Origin of the sequence: Staphylococcus ureilyticus (assembly GCF_025558845.1) — a bacterium.
Lineage (GTDB): Bacteria > Bacillota > Bacilli > Staphylococcales > Staphylococcaceae > Staphylococcus > Staphylococcus ureilyticus.
In genome coordinates, this window is sequence record NZ_CP094825.1 from 1,363,543 (window position 1) to 1,385,174 (window position 21,632).

The 21,632-nt window shown below is 32.7% G+C and carries 26 protein-coding genes; all 26 read right to left on the reverse strand.

The window, feature by feature from the left end:
- Positions 1 to 42 precede the first annotated feature (42 nt).
- The 26 genes from MUA21_RS06700 to alaS all read right to left on the reverse strand — a co-directional run bounded on the left by MUA21_RS06700 (position 43) and on the right by alaS (position 21,595).
- A complete protein-coding gene (locus tag MUA21_RS06700) occupies positions 43 to 504 on the reverse strand; it encodes a ComE operon protein 2 (RefSeq protein WP_107525714.1) in 462 nt (153 codons plus the stop codon).
- A gap of 79 nt (positions 505 to 583) precedes the next feature.
- On the reverse strand, positions 584 to 1,288 hold the full coding sequence (locus MUA21_RS06705; RefSeq protein WP_262560912.1) for a helix-hairpin-helix domain-containing protein: 705 nt from the start codon (positions 1,286 to 1,288) through the stop codon (positions 584 to 586).
- Positions 1,289 to 1,336: 48 nt separating this feature from the next.
- Complete coding sequence (locus tag MUA21_RS06710) at positions 1,337 to 2,056, reverse strand: class I SAM-dependent DNA methyltransferase (protein ID WP_107525715.1); 720 nt, start codon at positions 2,054 to 2,056, stop codon at positions 1,337 to 1,339.
- Positions 2,057 to 2,058: 2 nt separating this feature from the next.
- Positions 2,059 to 2,412, reverse strand: a complete 354-nt coding sequence (gene rsfS / locus MUA21_RS06715; RefSeq protein WP_073341865.1) for a ribosome silencing factor — start codon at positions 2,410 to 2,412, stop codon at positions 2,059 to 2,061.
- Positions 2,413 to 2,997: a bis(5'-nucleosyl)-tetraphosphatase (symmetrical) YqeK gene (gene yqeK / locus MUA21_RS06720; protein ID WP_046208127.1), complete on the reverse strand. Its 585-nt coding sequence runs from the start codon at positions 2,995 to 2,997 to the stop codon at positions 2,413 to 2,415. It lies immediately after the preceding gene.
- Positions 2,987 to 3,559 (reverse strand): nicotinate (nicotinamide) nucleotide adenylyltransferase, encoded by a 573-nt coding sequence (gene nadD / locus MUA21_RS06725; protein ID WP_046208126.1) that lies wholly within the window; start codon positions 3,557 to 3,559, stop codon positions 2,987 to 2,989. The genes yqeK and nadD overlap by 11 nt, the downstream gene beginning before the upstream one ends.
- Positions 3,559 to 3,849, reverse strand: coding sequence for a ribosome assembly RNA-binding protein YhbY (yhbY, locus tag MUA21_RS06730; protein ID WP_046208125.1), 291 nt, complete (start codon positions 3,847 to 3,849; stop codon positions 3,559 to 3,561). The genes nadD and yhbY overlap by 1 nt, the downstream gene beginning before the upstream one ends.
- Before the next feature lie 12 nt (positions 3,850 to 3,861).
- The gene (aroE, locus tag MUA21_RS06735; RefSeq protein ID WP_073341859.1) at positions 3,862 to 4,659 is read right to left on the reverse strand and encodes a shikimate dehydrogenase; all 798 of its coding nucleotides are present in this window, start codon (positions 4,657 to 4,659) and stop codon (positions 3,862 to 3,864) included.
- Between the two features lie 12 nt (positions 4,660 to 4,671).
- A complete protein-coding gene (gene yqeH / locus MUA21_RS06740; RefSeq protein ID WP_406992545.1) occupies positions 4,672 to 5,769 on the reverse strand; it encodes a ribosome biogenesis GTPase YqeH in 1,098 nt (365 codons plus the stop codon).
- 9 nt (positions 5,770 to 5,778) lie between these two features.
- Positions 5,779 to 6,306, reverse strand: coding sequence for a YqeG family HAD IIIA-type phosphatase (locus MUA21_RS06745; protein ID WP_046208122.1), 528 nt, complete (start codon positions 6,304 to 6,306; stop codon positions 5,779 to 5,781).
- Between the two features lie 18 nt (positions 6,307 to 6,324).
- Positions 6,325 to 7,011 carry a 5'-methylthioadenosine/adenosylhomocysteine nucleosidase gene (locus tag MUA21_RS06750; protein WP_262560913.1) on the reverse strand — a complete coding sequence of 229 codons (687 nt, stop codon included), beginning with the start codon at positions 7,009 to 7,011 and terminating at the stop codon, positions 6,325 to 6,327.
- Between the two features lie 291 nt (positions 7,012 to 7,302).
- Positions 7,303 to 8,535, reverse strand: coding sequence for an NRAMP family divalent metal transporter (locus MUA21_RS06755; RefSeq protein WP_262560914.1), 1,233 nt, complete (start codon positions 8,533 to 8,535; stop codon positions 7,303 to 7,305).
- Positions 8,536 to 8,538: 3 nt separating this feature from the next.
- A complete protein-coding gene (gene pxpA / locus MUA21_RS06760) occupies positions 8,539 to 9,297 on the reverse strand; it encodes a 5-oxoprolinase subunit PxpA (protein ID WP_046208119.1) in 759 nt (252 codons plus the stop codon).
- A complete protein-coding gene (locus MUA21_RS06765) occupies positions 9,297 to 10,655 on the reverse strand; it encodes an acetyl-CoA carboxylase biotin carboxylase subunit (RefSeq protein ID WP_046208118.1) in 1,359 nt (452 codons plus the stop codon). Before MUA21_RS06765 ends, pxpA begins: the two co-directional genes overlap by 1 nt.
- Before the next feature lie 20 nt (positions 10,656 to 10,675).
- Positions 10,676 to 11,110 carry an acetyl-CoA carboxylase biotin carboxyl carrier protein gene (locus MUA21_RS06770; protein WP_046208117.1) on the reverse strand — a complete coding sequence of 145 codons (435 nt, stop codon included), beginning with the start codon at positions 11,108 to 11,110 and terminating at the stop codon, positions 10,676 to 10,678.
- Positions 11,110 to 12,117 carry a 5-oxoprolinase subunit C family protein gene (locus MUA21_RS06775; protein ID WP_262560915.1) on the reverse strand — a complete coding sequence of 336 codons (1,008 nt, stop codon included), beginning with the start codon at positions 12,115 to 12,117 and terminating at the stop codon, positions 11,110 to 11,112. Before MUA21_RS06775 ends, MUA21_RS06770 begins: the two co-directional genes overlap by 1 nt.
- Entirely contained in the window at positions 12,107 to 12,838 is a 732-nt protein-coding gene (pxpB, locus tag MUA21_RS06780; protein WP_262560916.1) for a 5-oxoprolinase subunit PxpB, read from the reverse strand. Before pxpB ends, MUA21_RS06775 begins: the two co-directional genes overlap by 11 nt.
- Before the next feature lie 284 nt (positions 12,839 to 13,122).
- Positions 13,123 to 13,599 carry a transcription elongation factor GreA gene (gene greA / locus MUA21_RS06785; RefSeq protein ID WP_019469406.1) on the reverse strand — a complete coding sequence of 159 codons (477 nt, stop codon included), beginning with the start codon at positions 13,597 to 13,599 and terminating at the stop codon, positions 13,123 to 13,125.
- A 25-nt stretch (positions 13,600 to 13,624) separates the two neighbouring features.
- Positions 13,625 to 14,248, reverse strand: coding sequence for a uridine kinase (gene udk, locus MUA21_RS06790; RefSeq protein ID WP_064208882.1), 624 nt, complete (start codon positions 14,246 to 14,248; stop codon positions 13,625 to 13,627).
- Entirely contained in the window at positions 14,248 to 15,516 is a 1,269-nt protein-coding gene (locus tag MUA21_RS06795) for a peptidase U32 family protein (RefSeq protein WP_073341839.1), read from the reverse strand. The genes udk and MUA21_RS06795 overlap by 1 nt, the downstream gene beginning before the upstream one ends.
- Before the next feature lie 14 nt (positions 15,517 to 15,530).
- Positions 15,531 to 16,454 carry a peptidase U32 family protein gene (locus tag MUA21_RS06800; RefSeq protein WP_107525718.1) on the reverse strand — a complete coding sequence of 308 codons (924 nt, stop codon included), beginning with the start codon at positions 16,452 to 16,454 and terminating at the stop codon, positions 15,531 to 15,533.
- Positions 16,451 to 17,092, reverse strand: a complete 642-nt coding sequence (locus MUA21_RS06805) for an O-methyltransferase (protein ID WP_262560917.1) — start codon at positions 17,090 to 17,092, stop codon at positions 16,451 to 16,453. Before MUA21_RS06805 ends, MUA21_RS06800 begins: the two co-directional genes overlap by 4 nt.
- 769 nt (positions 17,093 to 17,861) lie before the next feature.
- Positions 17,862 to 18,188, reverse strand: a complete 327-nt coding sequence (locus MUA21_RS06810; RefSeq protein ID WP_046208110.1) for a DUF1292 domain-containing protein — start codon at positions 18,186 to 18,188, stop codon at positions 17,862 to 17,864.
- A 16-nt stretch (positions 18,189 to 18,204) separates the two neighbouring features.
- A complete protein-coding gene (gene ruvX / locus MUA21_RS06815) occupies positions 18,205 to 18,633 on the reverse strand; it encodes a Holliday junction resolvase RuvX (RefSeq protein ID WP_019469412.1) in 429 nt (142 codons plus the stop codon).
- 3 nt (positions 18,634 to 18,636) lie between these two features.
- On the reverse strand, positions 18,637 to 18,897 hold the full coding sequence (locus MUA21_RS06820; RefSeq protein WP_046208109.1) for an IreB family regulatory phosphoprotein: 261 nt from the start codon (positions 18,895 to 18,897) through the stop codon (positions 18,637 to 18,639).
- 67 nt (positions 18,898 to 18,964) lie between these two features.
- Complete coding sequence (gene alaS, locus MUA21_RS06825) at positions 18,965 to 21,595, reverse strand: alanine--tRNA ligase (RefSeq protein ID WP_107525719.1); 2,631 nt, start codon at positions 21,593 to 21,595, stop codon at positions 18,965 to 18,967.
- Positions 21,596 to 21,632 lie beyond the last annotated feature (37 nt).

Consider the following 21,632-nt stretch of genomic DNA (forward strand, 5'->3'; position numbering starts at 1 on the left):
ATAAGTTACCAGCTAAATAAGCTAAAGCATAATAAATCAATTTTATTTATTTATTAAATATTGTGCTACATGTTCTTGATTAAATGGAATTTTTTTATACACAATACCTGATTGTTTTAACAATTCTAAAGCATAATAATGATTATGGTAATCTTCAGCATAATAAATTGTTTTAATACCTGCTTGAATAATAGACTTGGTGCAATTTAAACAAGGGAAGTGAGTAACATAAATCGTTGCGTCCTCTGTTGACACCCCTTGTTTTGCGCATTGTAATAAAGCATTCATTTCTGCGTGAATCGTACGAATACAATGACCATCTTCCAATAGACATCCTTCATCAATACAATGTACTTCACCAGACACAGAACCATTATACCCTCCTGCTATAATTCTATTATCCTTTACAATCGTTGCCCCTACAGATAGTCTTTGACATGTAGAACGCAGTGCTAATAAGTGACTTTGCGCCATAAAGTATTCTTCCCATTTAATACGATCCATGATACTTAGCCTCCAATTTATGTATTCTTTAATATGTTTATTATAGATTATATCGCTTTTAGAAAAATACAACAAAATTTTACATTGTTAAATGTGAACTTAATTTTTCTATCGTTTTAGCACCGAAACCATTAATTTCTTTTAACTCATCAATAGATTTAAAATTTCCATTCTGCTCACGATACTCAATGATAGATTTGGCTTTAACCTTTCCTATCCCTGGTATCGTTGTGAGTTCGCTTTCTGTTGCAGTATTTATATTTACTTTTGCTACATCAGTATCCTTATTTTCTGATAAATTTGTAACAGTTTTATTTTTATTCAATGGATTATTAGTTTGTTCCCCTTTTTCTGGAACATATATCATTTTTTGATCGATTAATCGTTCGGATAAGTTAATGTTCGTTAAATCAGCACGTTCTGTAGCAATAGCTTTGTCCAACAACTGTTTAATTCTATCATTACTGCTCATTTTATAAACATTAGGATGTTTTACTGCACCTTTGATATCAACATAAACAAATGAATCTTTACTATCATTATCGCTTTTTGCTGTAGTTTTATTAGATGACCGTTCACCTTTCACATTTGGTAATGATTGATTACGGTCAGATGTTTCAATTAGTGCAGATTCGTCATTTTGCTTGATTTGATCAATGCCATGATTCATCAAAAATAATAGTGTTAGCACTGCAATCACTATTATAATTAGCATAACACAGGCCTTTATTTTTAAATTACATCGACTGAATCTTTCTTTGAACAATTCCCATAATGGTAACAAAAAATCACTCCTTTATACTTTACACGCATAAAGGAGTGATTTTACTTTTTATTTTTTTACAACGAAGAACAAGCGCTCTCCTTTTTGATTATGGTTATTGATTTCAAAATCAACGAATGTTGTTATATTTTTAAAGCCACATGATTCTAACATTTTAGTGTAAACATCTTTTGAATAAGTCTTTTGATAATGTGACTCATCAAATCTCTTATAATGCTTATCATCTTGTTTTATAAAAAACGTCATATCATGCCATACGCTTAATGGTTCTTCCCCGCGAACAGCTTCCCAAGCTAAAAATACATTTTCAGTTTCATCAATATAACTTTGATTATTGAATAAAGTATTCATTTTATGTTCTGTATGCACATCAAACATAAATGTACCTTCATTCGGCTCTAAATGATGATATACTTGCTGAAAAGTGGACAACACATCTTCATATTCTGTTAAATAATTTAAAGAATCACAAAAAATAGTTATTACATCAAATTGTTGGTTTAGGTCGAAATCAGTCATATCGCCTTCAATCCAATTTACTTCACTAGATTTTTGCATCGCTATCGAAAGCATATCAACACTTAAATCCATACCAGTTATATAATCAAAATCATTTAATTTCGAGGTGAAACTGCCTGTACCACAACCTATATCCAAGATGGTTGATTTATTTTTAGCATAAAATTCTACAATATCAAGCCATGATTCGTAAGGCTGATCTATAGTTAATTGATCATAGTAATAGCTCATTTCTTCATATTGAACCATTATTAATAAACTGCCTGTCCATAAGATTCTAAAGGTGCATCACGATATAATTTCTCCAAGTTATAATAATCACGTTCATCTTTATGGAATACGTGTACGACTACATTGGCCAAGTCAATTAAAATCCATCTTGCTTCATTAAAACCTTCCATTCGTTTCACTTCAATTTCCGCTTCGTTAGCAGCATCTTTTACTGCGCGTGCGATGGATTGTACTTGTCTTTCATTATTGCCGTGGCATACGATAAAATAATCGGTCATATCGCTAATACCTTGCATATTTAAAGAAATTATATCTTCTGCTTTTTTATTCTCAGTTGCATTGACAGCTAATTTTAATAATTGATCTGATTTCATTTAATCATCCTTTACTCTTTCGTTACTATAATTGTAATAATTCAAGCAGGCAATCGTGGCATCATAAACGGTAATATCTTGCGTGATTAAATATAAAACAGTTCGCTTAGATATTTCATAAATAGTTTTATCTAAGCTACCTTGATTGTATGCTAAATCTCGAATTTCTTCAACGCCTGGGGTTTGACGACCAGGTTCAATATAATCTGCAATAAAAACTAATTTTTCTGTTTTAGTCATTTGAGCACGACCAGTAGTATGATTTTTAATGGCAAGCAAAACTTCTTCGTCGTTCACAGCGAATTTTTGTTCCATAATAACTGCACAGACTGGACCGTGTAAGATTTCTGATCCATAGCTCAACAAGTTACTATCTAAATCATTTTGTCTAACAATCTGATACATAGATCCTAAATCATCATATTTACTATAGTCATGTAAGATACCTGCAAGTTCTGCTTTATCTTTATCACCATCATATAATTCAGCTAATTTAACAGCCGTTTCTGCTACTCTTAGTGAATGATTAAATCTTTTCTCCGGTAATTTATCTTTTACTAACGAGACTGCTTCATCAAATTTCATATAATCCTTCCTCTCTGATATATTTTTCTACACTTTGAGGAACAAGCGTATGGATATTTCCCTGTTGTTTCACTCTATCCCTAATCAGCGTTGAACTTATATCTATGCGTGGAATATTAATTGCAATCATATTATTTGAAACTTCTTGCTTTGCTTTTCCACGATTCACAATTACAAAGGTTACCATCGATTTCAATTTATCAATCTCATACCATTTTTCCAATTGTATATATTGGTCAGTCCCTATAACAAAATATAGTTGTGCATTAGGATGCTTTTCTAAAATGTGTTTAATTGTGAGATATGTGTAACTTTGTCCCTTGCGTTCTACTTCATCTAAATAAACAAAGCCAAACCCTAGTTCGTTAATTGCACACCGTATCATATCGATTCTATATGCTGCATCTAAGTAATCATCATGCGCTTTGAGCGGCGACATATAACTTGGAATAAAATAAAACAAATCTGGTTTAATAACATGATTCACTTCACTAGCAACAACCATGTGAGCCGTATGAATCGGGTTAAACTGCCCACCATATAAGACTATCGTTTTAGACATTATGGTAATTGAATTTGTTTATTATCATGTGATTCTTTATACAAGACAATCATAGACCCGATTACTTGAACAATTTCACTATGAGTTGCATCGCTTAAAGTTTGTGCTAAGTCATTTTTATCTTCAAAGTTGTTTTGTAATACATGTATTTTAATTAATTCTCTATTTTCTAAAATATCTTTTAATTGTTCTATCATATTTTCACCAACACCTGCTTTTCCGATTTGGAAAGTTGGATCAATATTATGTGCTTTACTTCTCAAAAATCTTTTCTGTTTACCTGTTAACATAAAATGCTCCTTTTATAAATAATCTAATACTGTGCGTTTCATTACTTCCACGTCTGGTTCTGTACCTGTCCAAATCTTAAAACTTTCTGCACCTTGATAAACAAACATATCCAAACCATTATAAATTGGGTTACCTTGGGCTTCAGCTTGTTCTAAAATGGGTGTTTTAAAGGGTACATACACAATATCACTTACTAAAGTTTCCGGGTCCAAATTTTTCAAACTAATTGGTATTTCTTGATTTGTATTCATCCCTGCTGGTGTCGTATTTATAATAATGTCGAATTCAGATAAAGCTAATTCAGCATCTGATAAGCGAATTTTATTTACATTCAAACGCCATTGATCAAACCTGTCTAAAGATCTGTTGGCTATAGTAAGTTTCGGTTGTACATATTTGGTTAATTCATTCGCAATACCTTTACTAGCACCGCCTGCACCTAATATTAAAATATAAGCCTGTTTTAAATCTGGGTACACGCGTTGTAATCCTTTAACGTAGCCGATGCCGTCTGTATTATAACCAGTCCATTTGCCGTCTTCTATTTTAACTGTATTCACGGCACCTACAGTTTCAGATTGTTCGTCAATTTCATCTAAAAAAGGTATAATGCGTTCCTTATGAGGAATTGTTACATTGAAACCTGAGAGTGCTTTATCTGAAATAATTTCTCTTATTTGGTTGAATTTATCTTCAGGAATATTAATCGCTTCATATGTTGCATTGCAATTTAAAGTTTCAAAATTGGCATTATGCATCACTGGAGATAAAGAATGATCGATAGGGTGGCCTATTACTGCATATTTCATACTCTTCACACCTTACATAATTGAATTTCTTAAAATAACATCAACATTTTTTGGCACGCGTACAATTACTTTTGCACCTACATCAATTGTGATAAAACCTAATCCCGAAATCATCACATCACGTTTTTCCTTACCTGTTTCTAATCTTACGGCTTTAACATTACTCAAATCAAAATTTTCAGGGTTATGCGGTGGTGCTAATACAGATCCTAATTGATTTCGCCATAATTCATTAGCCTTTTCTGTTTTTGTTCGATGAATATTTAAATCATTAGAAAAGTAACAGACTAACGGTCTTTTACCACCACTTATATAGTCTATACGTGCAAGTCCACCGAAAAATAATGTTTGTCCTTCGTTAAGTTGGTACACACGTTGTTTAATTTCTTTTTTTGGCATAATTGTTTTAAGTTCATGTTCAGATACTAAATGTGTCATTTGGTGCGCTTGAATAATTCCTGGTGTATCATACATAAATGTTGTTTCATCAAGTGGAATATCAATCATGTCCAATGTTGTGCCAGGAAATCTTGAAGTAGTAACAACATCTTTTTCTCCTACACTGCGTTCTATTAATTTGTTAATTAGGGTTGATTTACCTACATTTGTAGTTCCTACTATATATACATCTTCATCATTTCTAATATTGTTAATAGAAGTTAATAGATTTTCAATACCTTCATTTTTGTCAGCAGAAATAAGTACTACGTCTTCAGCATCAAGTCCATATTTTTTGGCTGATTTCTTCAACCACTCTTTTACACGACGTTTATTTATTTGTTTTGGCAGTAGATCTATTTTATTAGCTACGAGAATAATTTTTTTGTTGCCAACAATACGTTTGATTGCATTAATAAATGATCCTTCAAAATCAAAAACATCTACAACATTTACTATTATTCCTTTTTTATCTGCTAGACCATTAAGTAAATTTAAAAAGTCATCACTATCTAAACCTACATCTTGTACCTCGTTGTAATTCTTTAATCTAAAACATCTTTTACATACAACATCTTCACGAAATAAATTATGTTCCGGAACATAACCAGGTGCATCAGAATCTTCAGATTGTAATGGTGCACCACACCCTATACATTTCAATACATCCACTTCACTCAATCAATTTTCCTCCCATTTTATATATCCTTTTTTTCTAAAATGTTGTAATAATCTGCGTTCAATAAGGCGATTAAATTTAGTAATAAAACCATCCGTTTGTTTAACAGGTACTACCATAATAGTAAATAAACCGCGTCTATTCCCACCAAATACATCCGTTAACATTTGATCACCAATCACTACAATCTCTGATGGATTTAAATTCATAGAATGCATTGCACGATCAAACGCACGTCCTCTAGGTTTTTTAGCTTTAAAAATATAATCTACTTTTAATGATTTTGAAAAACTACCGACTCTTTTTTCATTATTGTTAGACACAATTGTAATTGTAATCCCTTTTTGTCTTGCTTCTTCAAACCATGTTTTAACCGCTTCAGTAGGATCGGCTACATCCCATCCTACTAGTGTATTATCTAAATCAGTAACGATACCTTTTACGCCAGATTCTGCAAGCTTATCTATATCAATTTGAAAAATTGACTGTACATATTCATTTGGCATAAAGTATTTCTTTATTATACCCATTATTTCTATTCACCTTTTTTATATTTTTTTAATTAAATTTTCTACCATTGTACTAGAAGATTTAGCTGCTTTTGTTAAAAATTCATCAAATGTGATACCTGCGTCGCCATCAGCTAAATCTGAAATTGCACGCGTGATAATAAATGGTAAATTAAATTGATAGCAAGTCTGAGCAATTGCAGTTGCTTCCATTTCTGCAGCCATCACGTGAGGGAAATTTGTTTTAATTTTCATTCGTTGGTCTTTTGTTCCAATAAAACTATCGCCGCTTACAATCAAGCCTGTCTTTGCAGTTAACTGTTGATTAGTAATTACTTGTGTCGCTTTATCAATCAATGATTTATCTGCTACGAATTGCGCTGGCATTTGCGGAATTTGTCCTAATTGATAACCAAATGCTCTAGCATCAGCATCATGATAAGCCACCATATCACTTACCACGATATCTCCTACGCTTAATGATTTATCCAATGCTCCTGCAGAACCAGTATTTATAATTAAATCAGGTTTGAACTTTTCAATTAATAATGTTGTTGAAATTGCAACATTCACTTTACCAATACCACTTTGAGTTAATACGACTGCTTTATCATTTATATACCCTTTATAAAAATATACATGTGCAATATTAATCTCTTCAAAATCGACAAGTTTATCCTTTAAGATTGCTACTTCTTCTTCCATAGCTCCTATAATACCGATCATCGTTATTCACCTCAATTTAAAATCCTAACCTTAGTTATTCTACCACATTTAAACCAATAGCTCGACGATTGAACGATATTTATATCATTTTATTATTTCATTCATTTCTATACGAAACATAAGAATAATTTCTCTGCTTTCAATTGAATTAATCTGTAAATTTGTTGTTTAATATTTCAAACTATTCGAGGCTATTTATTGAAAAAAATCATCATAAAAAATACCATTCCCTAAGTCCTTGTTTTGCATTAAGAACTAGAGAATGGTTTATTTGTCACTATAATTGTTTTGTTAACTACCCATTAATTCTGTCAATCCTTGTAGTGAATAAACACCTGTAACAACTGTAACGATCACAGCAATTGCTCCAAAGACTAACATCCATGTTGGATGATGATAATCTCCGACGATTGATTTTCGTTTACTAGCAATTAGTATTGTCGTTAATATAATTGGTAAGATAAGTCCATTTAAAGCACCTGCAACGATTAATAATGTAACTGGTTTTCCTAAAAATAGAAAAACAAAAGTTGAAATGACTATAAATGAAATTACAATAGTGTTTGTTTTATTATAGATAGATTTATGCAATGTTTTTAAGAAAGTTGCACTTGTGTATGCTGAACCAATAACTGAAGACATTGCTGCAGCAAATAAAACGACACCAAAAATATTTCGACCGACTGGTCCTAATACATGTTCAAATACAGAAGCTGGTGGGTTAGTATCATTTAAAGTTACACCTGTAACGACCACACCGAGTACCGCTAAGAATAATAAGGCTCTAAGTACACCCGTTGTTAATATTCCTGAAATTGCCGCCTTATTGACAAATGGCAAATAGTGTTTACCTTTGATACCTGAATCTAATATTCTATGTGCACCAGCAAAAGTGATATAGCCACCAACTGTACCTCCTACTAATGTGATAATCGGTAAGACAAGCGCTAATGGTTGCTCTGGCATCACGAGATGTTTAGCTGCGTCTGCATATGGTGGGTTTGCTTTAAACATTACAAATGCAACAACTACAATCATTAAAACGCCTAAAAACATCGTGACAACATCCATAATTTTTTGACCACTTTTACTTACAAAAATAAGTATTGATAGTACAGCTGTAATAGCTGCACCAATTTTAACATCTAAGCCAAAAATTGCATTTAATCCTAATCCAGCACCTGCAATATTACCGATATTAAATGCAAGTCCTCCTATTGCAATTAATATCGATATAAAAGTACCCAATCCTTTAAAGATTTCATTAGCTACTTCTTGTCCACGTTTACCTGTAACTACCAACACTCTCCAAATATTAATTTGCGCCCCTATATCAATCAATATTGATAATAAAATTGCAAAAGCAAAACTTGAAGTAAACTGAGCAGTAAATACTGCTGTCTGAGTTAGAAACGCGGGTCCAATTGCAGATGTAGCCATTAAGAATACAGAACCTAATAATAATCTTTTATGATTTTTTGTAAATTCAAAATCCTTTGATTCTGTTTTTAATTTTTCTCCCATGTGTTAGCCTCCCAGCTTAGATATAGAAACGCCTTCTTTCGATAATCTGTCTCTTATTTTTGTAACAAATTCTAGTGCGTGTTCACCATCTCCATGAACACAAATTGTATCTGCTTGAATATCAATTTCCTTGTTATTTTTCGTAACGACTTTTTGTGACTTAACCATTTTGACAACTTGTTCAATAGCTTCTTCAGTGTCAGTGATCAATGCATCACTTTCTTTACGACTAACTAATTGACCATCATCTTCATAGCGTCTATCTGCAAACACTTCGGCAGCAGTAGTTAAACCAACAGCTTGCGCCTCTGTAACAAGTAGTGTATTTGATAATCCAACATAAATTAATGATTTATCAAAATCATATACAGCTTGTGCAATCGCATGAGCAATTGCTTTATCACGCGCCCCCATTTGATAAAGTGCTCCATGTGGTTTCACGTGATTTATTTTAACTTGGTGAACATTACAGAATCCGCTTAATGCACCGAGCTGGTAAATGACGATATCATAAATTTCTTTGGGTGACAAGTCCATATTTCTACGTCCAAATCCTTGTAAATCTGGGAGGCCAGGATGAGCCCCTATACCAACACCATTTGCTTTAGCTAATTCCACCGTTTGATTCATGACATGTTGGTCACCAGCATGAAAACCACATGCAATATTAGCTGAAGTAATTAGCGGAATAATTTGATTGTCTCCACCGAATGAATAATTTCCAAAAGCTTCGCCTAAATCACAGTTTAAATCAACTTTCATCATGATTCCTCCTTAATTATTTGATGTCTATCTAAGAATTTAATATCTACATCTTTTGCATCACCATTAGCATATTGCGGATACGATAAAACAGCATATAAGAAATCAGCTGTCGTAGTAAAGCCATCGATTACCATTTCATCCAATGTTACTTTTAATTTTTTTATTGCTGAATCTCTATTTGGTGCTTTTACAATCACTTTAGCTACAAGTGAATCGTAATTTGGCGATACCGTATAGCCATGATAAAGTAAACTGTCGATACGGACGTTAAAGCCTTGAGGCAAATGTAATGCTTTTACTTTACCTGGTGAAGGCTGAAATCCTTTCTGAGGATTTTCTGCGTTGATTCTTGCTTCAATGACATGACCATCAAATATCACTTCGTCTTGATTGAACGGTAATGTACCGTGTTTCATTAAATAGAGCTGTGCGTGTAGTAAATCACGATTAGATCTCATTTCAGTTACTGTATGTTCTACTTGGATACGCGCATTCATCTCTATGAAGTAATAAGCATCTTCTGTCACTAAATATTCGATAGTACCTGCACTTCTATAACCAGATGCTCTTGCTACTTTCACAGCATCATTACACATAGATGTTCTCATATGTTCAGATAATGCAGCACAAGGCGATTCTTCAATTAATTTTTGATTTTTTCTCTGAACTGAGCAATCACGTTCACCTAAGTGTATGTAATTTTCTTTACCGTCTCCTAACACCTGAACTTCCACATGTTTAGCTACTGGGATAAACGCTTCCACATATACGCGATCATCATTAAAATATTTTTGCCCCTCACTTTTGGCTTCTTTAAATGACTTTTCTAAAGATTCTTCTTTTTTGACAATCCTTATCCCTTTGCCGCCACCACCACTGGCAGCTTTTAATACAAGTGGATAACCAATATCTTGCGCAATTTCCTTAACTTCTTCGATTGACTCTACAGCAGAAGTAGAACCTGGTATGATTGGCACATTAGCTTGGTCAACTGTTTGTCGTGCTGTTATTTTATCACCCATCATCTCCATAGTCTGATCAGTTGGCCCTATAAAATAAATACCGTTTTCTTCAACATTTTTAGCGAATGAAGTACTTTCTGATAAAAAACCATACCCTGGATGAATTGCATTCGCACCACTAATTTTTGCTGCGCTAATAATTCTATCTTGGTTTAAATAGCTATCTAATGCATTGGCTTCACCAATACATATCGCTTGATCAGCTAAGCTGACATGCAGGCTAGACTCATCCCCTAAAGCATAGATAGCCACAGTTTCAATATCCATTTCTCTACAAGCGCGGATGATTCTTACAGCAATTTCTCCTCTATTTGCAATTAAACAACGATACAACTCAAATACCCCCTTTATACTTATTTCACAGTTATAATCGTTTGATCATACTCAACATTTGCGCCGTGATTGACATGTATTGTGTCGACTACTCCACTCACATCACTTTTTACTTCATTCATGACTTTCATCGCTTCTATATAACCAATGGTATCTCCTTTTTTAATTTCATCACCTTCATGAATAAGTGGATTTGTTAATTCCTTCTCGTCTTGTAAATAAAACGTACCAACCATTGGTGATTTGACAACTTGATCGGATTGTTCTTCATTTGATGCACTTTGTTCATTTAAACTTGATTCATTATTTGAAACTAATTGTTGTTGTGCAGTTGACGCAGATGTATTATCGGTGAAATCTATAGTGATTTCATTTTCATAATCTTTATAATTAAATTTTTTAACCCCGTTATCTTTTACCATCTTTATTAATTGTTCTACTTTTTCAAAATTCATTATAATTCCCCTTTCAATAAATGATTAATACGAGTAGATGTATTTCTCAATTGTGAAATATCAAAAATTGGTTGCTCTTTAATATTATTGATTGTATTTTTAAACGCTTCTTCTTGTTGCTCTAATTTTTTAACTGCTTCTTCGATTGTCGTCCATTCAAAACGAATCGTATCATTAGGTTGCATTTGAGCTAAATTATGTAAATCAGATGCGCAAACAGTTGCTATTTTTGTATAACCGCCTACTGTTTGTTTATCATTTAATAAAATGATCGGATTGCCATCATTTGGCACTTGTATACTGCCTAAGGCAACAGGCTCTGATATTATGTCAGCCGATGTGTTTGGTGAAATCGCTTCACCTTGTAACCGATATCCCATACGGTCTGACTTTTCTGATATTTTAAATTCATTAGCTACTAGTTTTTGTTGTGCCTCTTCGCTAAAGCTATCAAATTGAGGCCCTTTGATGATTTGAATAGGTTTTTCTTCAACTTCACCAACATCTTTTGGTACACTCAATCCAAGATTTTGTGCATATGGATAATCGTTTTCGCACTCAATTACATCACCAGATTTTAATGCGCGCCCTTTAAAACCACCAATTTGACTTCGTGTGTGTGTAGAATAACTATTTGCTACTTTATGAATTGTCAAAGGTTTACCAAATAATAAGTACCCTCTAGCCCCTTTAGTGACCTGTCCAACTTTCAAAACGTCACCTTTTTTTACTGCTATTACAGTAGATTCATCAATAATTGCTTCGTTAACAGTTGCTTTGAACTCAGCACCTATTAATACAAAAGCATTGTCTTCTAAGAATTCAATTGTTGGGCCAATTATTGTACATTCAATTGCTGGCCCTTCATTGCCAATGAGTGCTTGTCCAGTTCGATAAGCGTACCGATCTAAAACACCTGCAGTAGAAAATCCTTGGTCTTGATAGCCGATTCTTCCTAAATCTTGAATCGTACTAAATAACCCTGGATTAATAATTTTAATACTCATATTGAATTTTCACCCATTTCTTAATATCAAATTCACTTTGCTGTTCTTCTATAATCTGTTCGAACGTTGATTCATCGATAGGATAGAATTTTATATAGTCACCAGATTCATATAAACACATAGGTGTTTTTGAAATATCAAATACAGTAATTGGTGTACGTCCGATGATTTGCCAACCACCTGGAGATTGTTTTGGGTATAAACCTGTTTGATTATTCGCAATACCTACAGAACCCGCTGGAATGCTCGTTCTTGGTTCTTCTCTTCTAGGTGTAGCCAGCTCTGGATTTAAACCACCTAAAAACGGAAAGCCTGGCATAAATCCAAGCATATAAATTAAATATCGATTTTCTGTATGTAAATTAATGACGTCCTCTATTGATATTTGATGATGTGTAGCTACTTCTTGAATATCTGGACCATAATCACCACCATAAAGAACTGGTAAACTAATTATTTTTACTTCATTATTATTTTCATCAAAATCCAGTTGATTTAATTGTTCTAGATTCAGCGCTTTAACTACTTCCGCTAAACTTTGTTTTGTAATATCTATATGTAGCATAATTGCCCGATAAGAAGGTATCACTTCAATAATTGCTTTATGTTGTTGATCTTTAATATAATTTTCAACTTTTTGAACTTCCTTAAATGTCGAAGGATTGATTTGTTGTTCAAAGTAAATCATAATTGTCTCTTCATTGATCAATTTATATTCCAACACATTTCCCCCTTTGTATTTTATACATTAAACTATGATTCAAACATTAATATGTGTGCAACATTATAATTGTATCATTAACTGTCAGACTATGTTTAATTAAAAATAGTTATAATTGTCGATAATAAACTACTATTGTTAAATACAAATTAATCCAAAATTATCTCAATATTTCAATTATTGTATCAATGATATAAATTTATCAAATAGTTGAAGATAAGTATATCTTTTTATTTATAAAGTGTAAAATCCCCCTAACAATAAGTGTTAAGGGGATTTTGATATTATTTGATATTTACAATTTTGACATTAATTTCTGCACCATTTGGTAGTGGAACACGAACTTCTTCGTTTAATTTTTTACCGATTAAACTTTTTGCCATTGGTGATTCATTTGAAATTTTACCATTAAATGCATCAGATTCAGCTGATCCAACAATTTGGTATTCCTCTTCGTCTTCACCAGGTAATTCTACAAAAGTTACAGTTTTACCAATTTGTACTTGGTTGTTATCACCAGTATCTTCGATTATTAGGGCATTACGTAGCATATGCTCAATTCTTTGTATATCTTGTTCGATAAATCCTTGTTCATCTTTAGCAGCATCATACTCAGAGTTCTCAGATAAGTCTCCGAATGAACGTGCTACTTTTATTTTTTCTACGACTTCTGGTCTCTTAACCGTTTTTAACTCTTCAAGTTCATTTTCTAGTTTTTCGAAACCTTCTTGCGTCATAGGATATTGTTTTTGGTTTTCCATATTGTCATCTTCCTTTACTATAATACTATTGTTTACTTACTAAAGTCTGAATTTTCGTCGTCATTATATCGATCGCAACTTTATTACTTCCACCTTCTGGAATGATAATATCTGCATATCTTTTTGTGGGTTCTATAAATTGATTATGCATTGGTCGAACTACATTTAGATATTGACTTATTACAGAATCCATTGTTCGTCCTCTTTCTTCTGTATCACGAAGTAAGCGACGTAAAATTCGTAAATCTGCATCTGTATCAACATAAATCTTGACATCCATTAAATCTCTTAACGTTTTATTTTCAAGCGCAAATATGCCTTCTACGATAATAACATCTTTTGGTTTAAATGCAATCGTTTCTTCACTTCTAGTGTGATTTGTATAATCATATGTTGGTACTTCGATTTGTTTGCCATTTCTCAAATCGTTTAAATTATCTATTAATAAGTCATTATCAAAAGCAAAAGGATGATCATAATTGGTCTCTAAACGTTCTTCGAAACTTAAATGCGATTGGTCCTTATAATAATAGTCTTGTGCCAATAATGCAACACTATGGCCTTCTAAATTTTTCATTATTTCATTTGTCACTGAGGTTTTACCCGAACCCGAACCACCAGCGATTCCAATAATAGTCGTACGTTTCATTATCCAATTTCCTTTCTCATCATGTTGTTGGTATAAATTGGATGATCAACTTTAATTTGCACGATTTGCAATGGATGTCGTGCAGCATCAAGTTGGTTACCTTCTTCATCATAGATAGTGTCAACAACTTGTCTAAATGTATCGATTTCAGGACCAAAAAACTCTATTTCGTCTCCAGGTTCAAATTTGTTCCGCTGTTGAATCGTAGCAAGCTTAGTTGTTTCATCATAAGCCAGAACCAATCCACAAAAATCATAAGCTGAGTTCTTTTTATTTTGTTGTCCAAACATTTGTTCTTCATATCCAGGTGTGCCTTCAATAAATGCAGAAGCAGTATCTCTATTAGCACATTTTTCCAGCTCAGTTAACCATTCTGGCTTAATTTTAAAGTTATCAGGATCTTCTGCATAAGCATCGATGACTTTGCGATATACAGACACTACAGTTGCAATATAGTGTATTGATTTCATGCGTCCTTCAACTTTAAGTGAATCCACACCAATATCCATCATTTTAGGGATTGATTCAATAAGTTTCAAATCTTTTGGACTCATTGCAAATGGAGTCACTGCATTTTCGTCATAATATAAATCTAATTCACCATCTTCATCAACTTCCAACAGATCATAATCCCATCTACAACTTTGACAACAACCGCCTCTGTTAGAGTCTCGAGCAGTCATGTGATTACTTAATGTACATCTACCAGAATACGCAATACACATCGCACCATGTATAAATGATTCAATTTCAATATCTACTTTGTCTTTCATTTCCTTCATTTCCATAGCACCAGTTTCACGTGCTAATACTACACGATCTAGACCTTCATTTTTCCAAAATTCTACAGCTTTATAATTCGAAAGAGATTGTTGTGTTGATAAATGAATTTCTAAGTTCGGCGCTACACGCTTACAGGTTTCAATAATAAGTGGATCTGCAACAATAATACCAGTGGCGCCTGCTGACTCAATATTTTTTAAATACTCGTCCAATCCTTCAATATTTTCATCATGAGCAATAATATTAGTCGTAACGTAAATTTTCGCCCCATATTGCTGAGCGAATGTCACACCTTCGTTTATTTCTTCCAACGTAAAATTATCTGCATTTGATCTTAAACCATATGCTTGTCCACCTAAAAATACAGCATCAGCACCATAATGTACTGCTATTTTGAGTTTTTCTAAATTACCTGCTGGTGCAAGTAGTTCAGGTTTTTTAATCTTATTATTAGTATGATTTTCAACTTTTTCTAATAATTCCATTACTTAAACCTCCTTTAATAGACTGTTTGTTTATACAAGAATCCTTCATCAAACGGACGGTGCTCAGGCTGAATGGCCTCAATCGGATCTACAAGCATAAATTTTTCATCATCATAGGTTTCAGAATCTTCTTTGAACAAATCAATCGCTTCTCTATATTGCTCTGTACATACATTGATATATTCTTCAGTTTGTAATACACCATCGATTTTGAATGCATCAATATTGGCTGCTAAAAGCTGATCTAACTCTTCGATCAAACAAATATCATTAGGTGACATTATATGCGTTCCATTATAATCTTCAAAAACAGGATATTTGTTATCCCGTTCTTCATCATATAAAAGCAACTCATTCGCTTCTTTATTTCGTTGAATTTTCATTTGTCTTTCTTGGAAAGTAAAATAGTTACCTAATAACATACGTTTTGATTGAAACATGCAAGTCATACCATGTACTTGTACTTCAATCTCTACATCTGCATTTTGTTTTATATTTAATATTTCATCTAAACTTAATTCTCTAGCTAATTGCGCACGTTGTGCACCTTTTTTCCCCCAATAGTTACACTGGAAATAATTTGTGACTAGCGCTTCTGCATCCCAATTTAATGGAATCGGATTTCGTTGTTCATTCACATACATAACTACTGCTGGATCGCCAAATATGATGCGGTCAACGCTTACTTCGTGTAAAAAATCTATATATGATTTTAGTGCATTTAAATGATAATTGTGAAAAATACCATTTACTGCTACGTAGGCTTTTTTACCATGATTATGTATTAATTCCACTGCTTCTATCAATGCTTCTCTTTTAAATTCTCCTGCTAATCTTAAGCCGAATCTTTGCTCACCAATTACAAAAGCATCTGCACCTTTTTCAATTAGTGTCTCAATATGTTTAACAGATTTTGGTGTTACTAATAATTCTGTCATTTTGATTCTCCTTTAATCGAAATAGCTAGACCATCATCCATATTAAGGAAATTAGTTGTGAAATGAGGTTGAGCCATAAGCCATTCATTATATTCTTGTACTTTTTTTACCATTTGTCTAACATTTCTACTTCTCACTTCGGAAATATCAGAAACAAAACCATGATACAAAACGTTATCTGTAACTATTATCCCACCTTCATTCAATAAAGGGGCGTACAAAGAAAAAAACTTTTTTGATTGTGCCTTTGCAGCATCAATAAATATCATATCAAAAGATTCATGTTTGATATTTTCTAAAGCTTCTAACGCATCCTTTTCAATTAACTCAATTTGAGTTTCAAATCCAAATTTCGCAAAATTTTCTTTGGCTTTTAATTGCATATCATCATCACGCTCGATGGTAACCACTTTTATTTCATCAGAAACAGAAGCAAATTGCATACTGCTATAACCAATCGCTGTACCTATTTCTAAAATGCGCTTGGGTTTATGTATTTTGATCAGTTGTTTAATCATATCTAATGTTAGTCTATCAACGATTGGAACATGGTGTTCCAACGCATACGGTCTAAGTTGTTCAATAGCAATATCATTCTCTTTGTGCAATTCTAATAAATATGATTGATTATTTTCCATTTTATAACTTCCTTCAATGTAGATATTTCAAAGCATTTTTGACAAATAAAATAAATCAGCCAATAATCGTGACTGATTGTATTATGGTTAATAATGACGTCTATAAGTTGTTATTTTCGAACTACTTTATATAATTCTTTGAAAATATCTCATAAATTTAAAATTTAACTTTATATATTTTACCACAAACCCATATATTTTATAAGTGTAAATTGTGATAATTAACTAGTTAATATAACTGTAGCTGATTGAGTACTTTTATTCTTAAATATAAAAATTGGGACTTAAAAGTCTCAGTTACGATAAGCTACATTTGTGTGTATTTTTGAAAAATTTCTTTTTGATTTGATATTAAAAATGTTCAAAATAAACGATACTTTTTTTAAAACAACAGAATCTAAAAATAGTTTGACATTATTAAATCGATATTTTTCTTCGACTTATTCGAATATGAAAACTAAACTGGCATCTGTAATAAAATAAAAGCCGGTAGAGACAGAGTAAATTAGCGCCAGTAGAATTCAAACACAAAAAGACTGTCAACAAAGCTAGAAACTTTGTTGACAGTCTGAGTTGAGACTTTTAAGTCTCGGCTTGATAATTTGAAATAAGCACTTTGTATCTCATATTTTATCCCTTAACAATTGTACAAGATTTGACTAACAAGCTTTGTCACCAAAGAAAAACATAAACATTATTAAATCAATGTGTCGTCCAGGTTCATGTTTTAATTAGTGGTGCAAATTATTTGAGTTGTTCAGATTAGAGGTTATTCATGGTTATGATCATGATCGTCCATTTCAGTGTTAACGACTTCTTCAATCATATCCCATTCTTCATCTGTTTCAACCGGTAAGAATTTTCCGCCTTCACCATCTTCATCAGGCTCATTAATCATTGGTACTAATTCGATTAAATCATCATCATCTGATTCTGCACCTTCTTCAGCAAGAATCACATATTCTTTTTTAAATTCAGGATGGAAAAATTCTAATACTTTACGGTAAAGTACTTCGTTTCCATCTTCATCATATAAAGTTAATAGTTCCTCTTGATTATTAATTTCTAATTCAGATTCATGGTTGTGTTCAGTCATTATAAAACGCTCCTTTTTATTGTATAGAATCTAAATAGCCTTGTAATATAAATACTGCAGCCATTTTATCTATTACTTTTTTTCGTTTTTGTCTAGAAACATCTGCTTCAAGTAAAGAACGTTCTGCAGCCATGGTACTTAAACGCTCATCCCACATGATTATCTCTACAGATGGCAATGCTTCTTGAAGTTGCTCCTTGTATTGTAACGAAGCTTCGCCTCGAAATCCAATAGAATTATTCATATTCTTTGGCAAACCAATGACAACAGTACCAACTTTTTCTTTCTCTATGATTGTTACTAGTCTGTCTATACCTAGTTCATTCTTATCTTCGTTTATATGGAGTGTATCTAATCCCTGGGCTGTCCAACCCATGAGATCGCTTATAGCAATGCCAACAGTTTTACTTCCTACATCTAAACCTAAAATTTTATGTTTTAGCATTAATTACTTTGAATTCTCTTGTAAATAATTTGAAACTAATTCTTCCATGATATCGTCACGATCAATACGACGAATTTGGTTTCTAGCTTCATTATTACGTGGAATATACGCAGGATCTCCTGATAATAAGTAACCAACGATTTGATTAACAGGATTATAGCCACGTTCTTTCAATGTGTTATAGACATTTTGAAGTACTGTTTTGACATCTTCTTTTGGAATTTCATCATAATTAAATTTCATTGTTTTATCAAAGTTTTCCATTTTGTAACACTCCTTCATATCGAGTAAAAAGTACTTATTGTTAATTCTACATGACAATAGTTAGAACTTATAGAGATTTAATGTAATCTTTAATGAAACGTAATGATTCTGTTATGTTTTCAGGTTGAGTGCCTCCACCTTGAGCCATGTCTGGACGGCCACCACCTTTACCACCTACAATAGGTGCCATGTTTTTAATAATATCACCAGCTTTTACACTGTCTGTTAAAGCTTTTGGCACTGTTGCTACTAATGACACTTTACCATCTATATTACTAATTAAAATTATAATAGCATCTTGCAATTTAGATTTAAAGTCATCCATTGTCTCACGAATCGCTTTTGCATTTGCGACTTCAACCTCAGTTGCAAGGACTTTAAATCCATTAATTTCTTCCACTTGATTTGTAATATCACCCATTTTTAGTGTAGTGATTTCTTTATTTTTTTGCTCAAGTTGTTTAGTTAATTCTTTTTCATCCGCTTGCATTTGGATGACTTTATCCAAAACTTGATCATCTGATTTCACTTTAATTTGTGCTTTCACTGCATTAAATTGTTCTTGAATTGTTTCTAAATATAGGAATGCTGATTTCCCAGTAAATGCTTCTATACGTCTCACACCAGCACCAGTACCTGATTCACTTACTATTTTAAACAAACCTATTTCAGAAGTATTATTAACATGGATACCTCCACATAATTCAATAGAGAAAGGAGACATATTCACTACTCGAACAACCTCACCATACTTTTCACCAAACAATGCCATCGCACCTAACTTTTTAGCTTCAGCAATAGGCATTTCTTGAATATCCACATCTATACTATTCCAAATTTCTTCATTAACTCTTCGTTCAACTTGATCAATTTCTGCTTGATTTAAAGGTCCAAAGTGCGTGAAATCAAATCTTAATCTCTCTGCTTCAACGAGTGATCCTGCTTGATTGACATGGTCTCCTAGCACCTCTTTTAATGCTGCATGTAATAAGTGTGTAGCGCTGTGATTCTTTTTAATATCTCTACGTTCAATGTGGTTTACACTAGCAAACACTTCGTCATTCTTTTTAACAGTGCCAAATTGAATTTCACCTTTGTGTAAGTTCTGTCCATTGGGCGCTTTGGTAACTTCAGTAACATTGATTTCGAACTGTTCATTACTTATAGTACCTTCGTCTGCAACTTGTCCACCACTCACTGCATAAAATGGTGTTTCTTTTAAAATAAAGTAAATAGTTTCTCCTGCTTCAGCTTCATTTACTAATTCACCATTATATATGATGTCCGTAATAATCGTTTTTTGGTCCATGACATCATAACCTACAAATTGACTATCTGTTGTTATTTTTTTTAATATGTCACTTTGTACTTGCATAGATTGTGAGTTTTGACGTGCTTGTCTAGCTCTGTCACGTTGTTTTTGCATTTCTTCTTCAAAAGTATTCATATCAACGGTAAGATTTTCTTGAGTTGCAATTTCTTCAGTAAGTTCAACTGGAAAACCATATGTGTCATATAATTTAAATGCATCTTTACCACTAATTTCATTTGTCGTCGACTTTGCTTTTGTAATTAAATTATTTAATATCGCTAGGCCTTCTTCTAATGTTTCATGGAAACGTTCTTCTTCAGATTTAATCACACGTTTGATGAAATCTGATTTTTCTTTAACGTTTGGATAGTATGGTTCCATTATATCTGCAACAATATCAACTAATTTATACATAAACGGCTCATTAATGTCTAAGGATTGGCTAAATCTTACAGCACGACGTAAAAGTCTGCGTAGCACATAACCTCTTCCTTCATTTGCAGGTAACGCGCCATCAGCAATTGCAAATGAAATTGTACGAATATGGTCAGCGATAACTTTAAATGCGACATCATAAGAATCTGTTTCAAGATATTTTTTACCCGAAACATTTTCAACTTCATTAATGATAGGCATGAACAAATCCGTTTCGTAGTTTGTACGAACATTTTGTGCGATAGATGCCATTCTTTCGAGACCCATTCCAGTATCAATATTTTTATTTGGTAATGGTGTGTACGTATGGTCTTTATTATGATTAAATTCACTAAATACCAAATTCCAAACTTCTAAAAATCTTTCATTTTCACCGCCTGGATACATTTCTTCTGCAGGATCATCTTGTCCAAATTGATCCCCTCGATCATAGAATATCTCTGTATTAGGGCCTGATGGTCCCTCACCGATATCCCAGAAATTACCTTCTATACGAATAATCCTACTCTCTTCTAAGCCTATGTCTTCATTCCATATTTTATAAGCTTCTGTATCCTCAGGATGTATGGTTACATACAATCGTTTTGGATCCATAGCCATCCATTTTTCATTCGTTAAAAATGTCCAAGCAAATTCAATGGCTTCTTTTTTGAAATAATCACCAATTGAAAAGTTACCTAACATTTCAAAAAAAGTATGATGTCTAGCTGTAAAGCCAACATTCTCAATATCATTTGTTCTTATGGCTTTTTGGGAATTGACAATACGAGGCTTTTTCGGTGTTTCTCTGCCATCAAAATATTTTTTCAATGTCGCAACACCAGAGTTAATCCATAGTAAAGAATCATCATCTATTGGTACTAAAGGTGCAGAAGGTTCAACCATATGTCCTTGTTCAACAAAGTAATCAATAAAATTCTGTCTAATTTCACTTGCTTTTAAGTTTTTCATACTTAAAATTCCTCCATCTCAACTCAAGTTATATCAG

Coding starts and splice junctions, on each gene's coding strand:
- MUA21_RS06700 (WP_107525714.1), bottom strand. CDS start 504: ATGGATCGTATTAAATGGGAAGAATACTTTATGGCGCAAAGTCACTTA.
- MUA21_RS06710 (WP_107525715.1), bottom strand. CDS start 2,056: ATGGTTCAATATGAAGAAATGAGCTATTACTATGATCAATTAACTATA.
- rsfS (WP_073341865.1), bottom strand. CDS start 2,412: ATGAAATCAGATCAATTATTAAAATTAGCTGTCAATGCAACTGAGAAT.
- yqeK (WP_046208127.1), bottom strand. CDS start 2,997: ATGAAATTTGATGAAGCAGTCTCGTTAGTAAAAGATAAATTACCGGAG.
- nadD (WP_046208126.1), bottom strand. CDS start 3,559: ATGTCTAAAACGATAGTCTTATATGGTGGGCAGTTTAACCCGATTCAT.
- yhbY (WP_046208125.1), bottom strand. CDS start 3,849: ATGTTAACAGGTAAACAGAAAAGATTTTTGAGAAGTAAAGCACATAAT.
- aroE (WP_073341859.1), bottom strand. CDS start 4,659: ATGAAATATGCAGTAATAGGCCACCCTATCGATCATTCTTTATCTCCA.
- MUA21_RS06745 (WP_046208122.1), bottom strand. CDS start 6,306: ATGGGTATAATAAAGAAATACTTTATGCCAAATGAATATGTACAGTCA.
- MUA21_RS06750 (WP_262560913.1), bottom strand. CDS start 7,011: ATGATCGGTATTATAGGAGCTATGGAAGAAGAAGTAGCAATCTTAAAG.
- MUA21_RS06755 (WP_262560914.1), bottom strand. CDS start 8,535: ATGGGAGAAAAATTAAAAACAGAATCAAAGGATTTTGAATTTACAAAA.
- pxpA (WP_046208119.1), bottom strand. CDS start 9,297: ATGAAAGTTGATTTAAACTGTGATTTAGGCGAAGCTTTTGGAAATTAT.
- MUA21_RS06770 (WP_046208117.1), bottom strand. CDS start 11,110: ATGAATTTTGAAAAAGTAGAACAATTAATAAAGATGGTAAAAGATAAC.
- MUA21_RS06775 (WP_262560915.1), bottom strand. CDS start 12,117: ATGAGTATTAAAATTATTAATCCAGGGTTATTTAGTACGATTCAAGAT.
- greA (WP_019469406.1), bottom strand. CDS start 13,599: ATGGAAAACCAAAAACAATATCCTATGACGCAAGAAGGTTTCGAAAAA.
- udk (WP_064208882.1), bottom strand. CDS start 14,248: ATGAAACGTACGACTATTATTGGAATCGCTGGTGGTTCGGGTTCGGGT.
- MUA21_RS06795 (WP_073341839.1), bottom strand. CDS start 15,516: ATGGAATTATTAGAAAAAGTTGAAAATCATACTAATAATAAGATTAAA.
- MUA21_RS06800 (WP_107525718.1), bottom strand. CDS start 16,454: ATGACAGAATTATTAGTAACACCAAAATCTGTTAAACATATTGAGACA.
- MUA21_RS06805 (WP_262560917.1), bottom strand. CDS start 17,092: ATGGAAAATAATCAATCATATTTATTAGAATTGCACAAAGAGAATGAT.
- MUA21_RS06810 (WP_046208110.1), bottom strand. CDS start 18,188: ATGACTGAACACAACCATGAATCTGAATTAGAAATTAATAATCAAGAG.
- ruvX (WP_019469412.1), bottom strand. CDS start 18,633: ATGCTAAAACATAAAATTTTAGGTTTAGATGTAGGAAGTAAAACTGTT.
- MUA21_RS06820 (WP_046208109.1), bottom strand. CDS start 18,897: ATGGAAAACTTTGATAAAACAATGAAATTTAATTATGATGAAATTCCA.
- alaS (WP_107525719.1), bottom strand. CDS start 21,595: ATGAAAAACTTAAAAGCAAGTGAAATTAGACAGAATTTTATTGATTAC.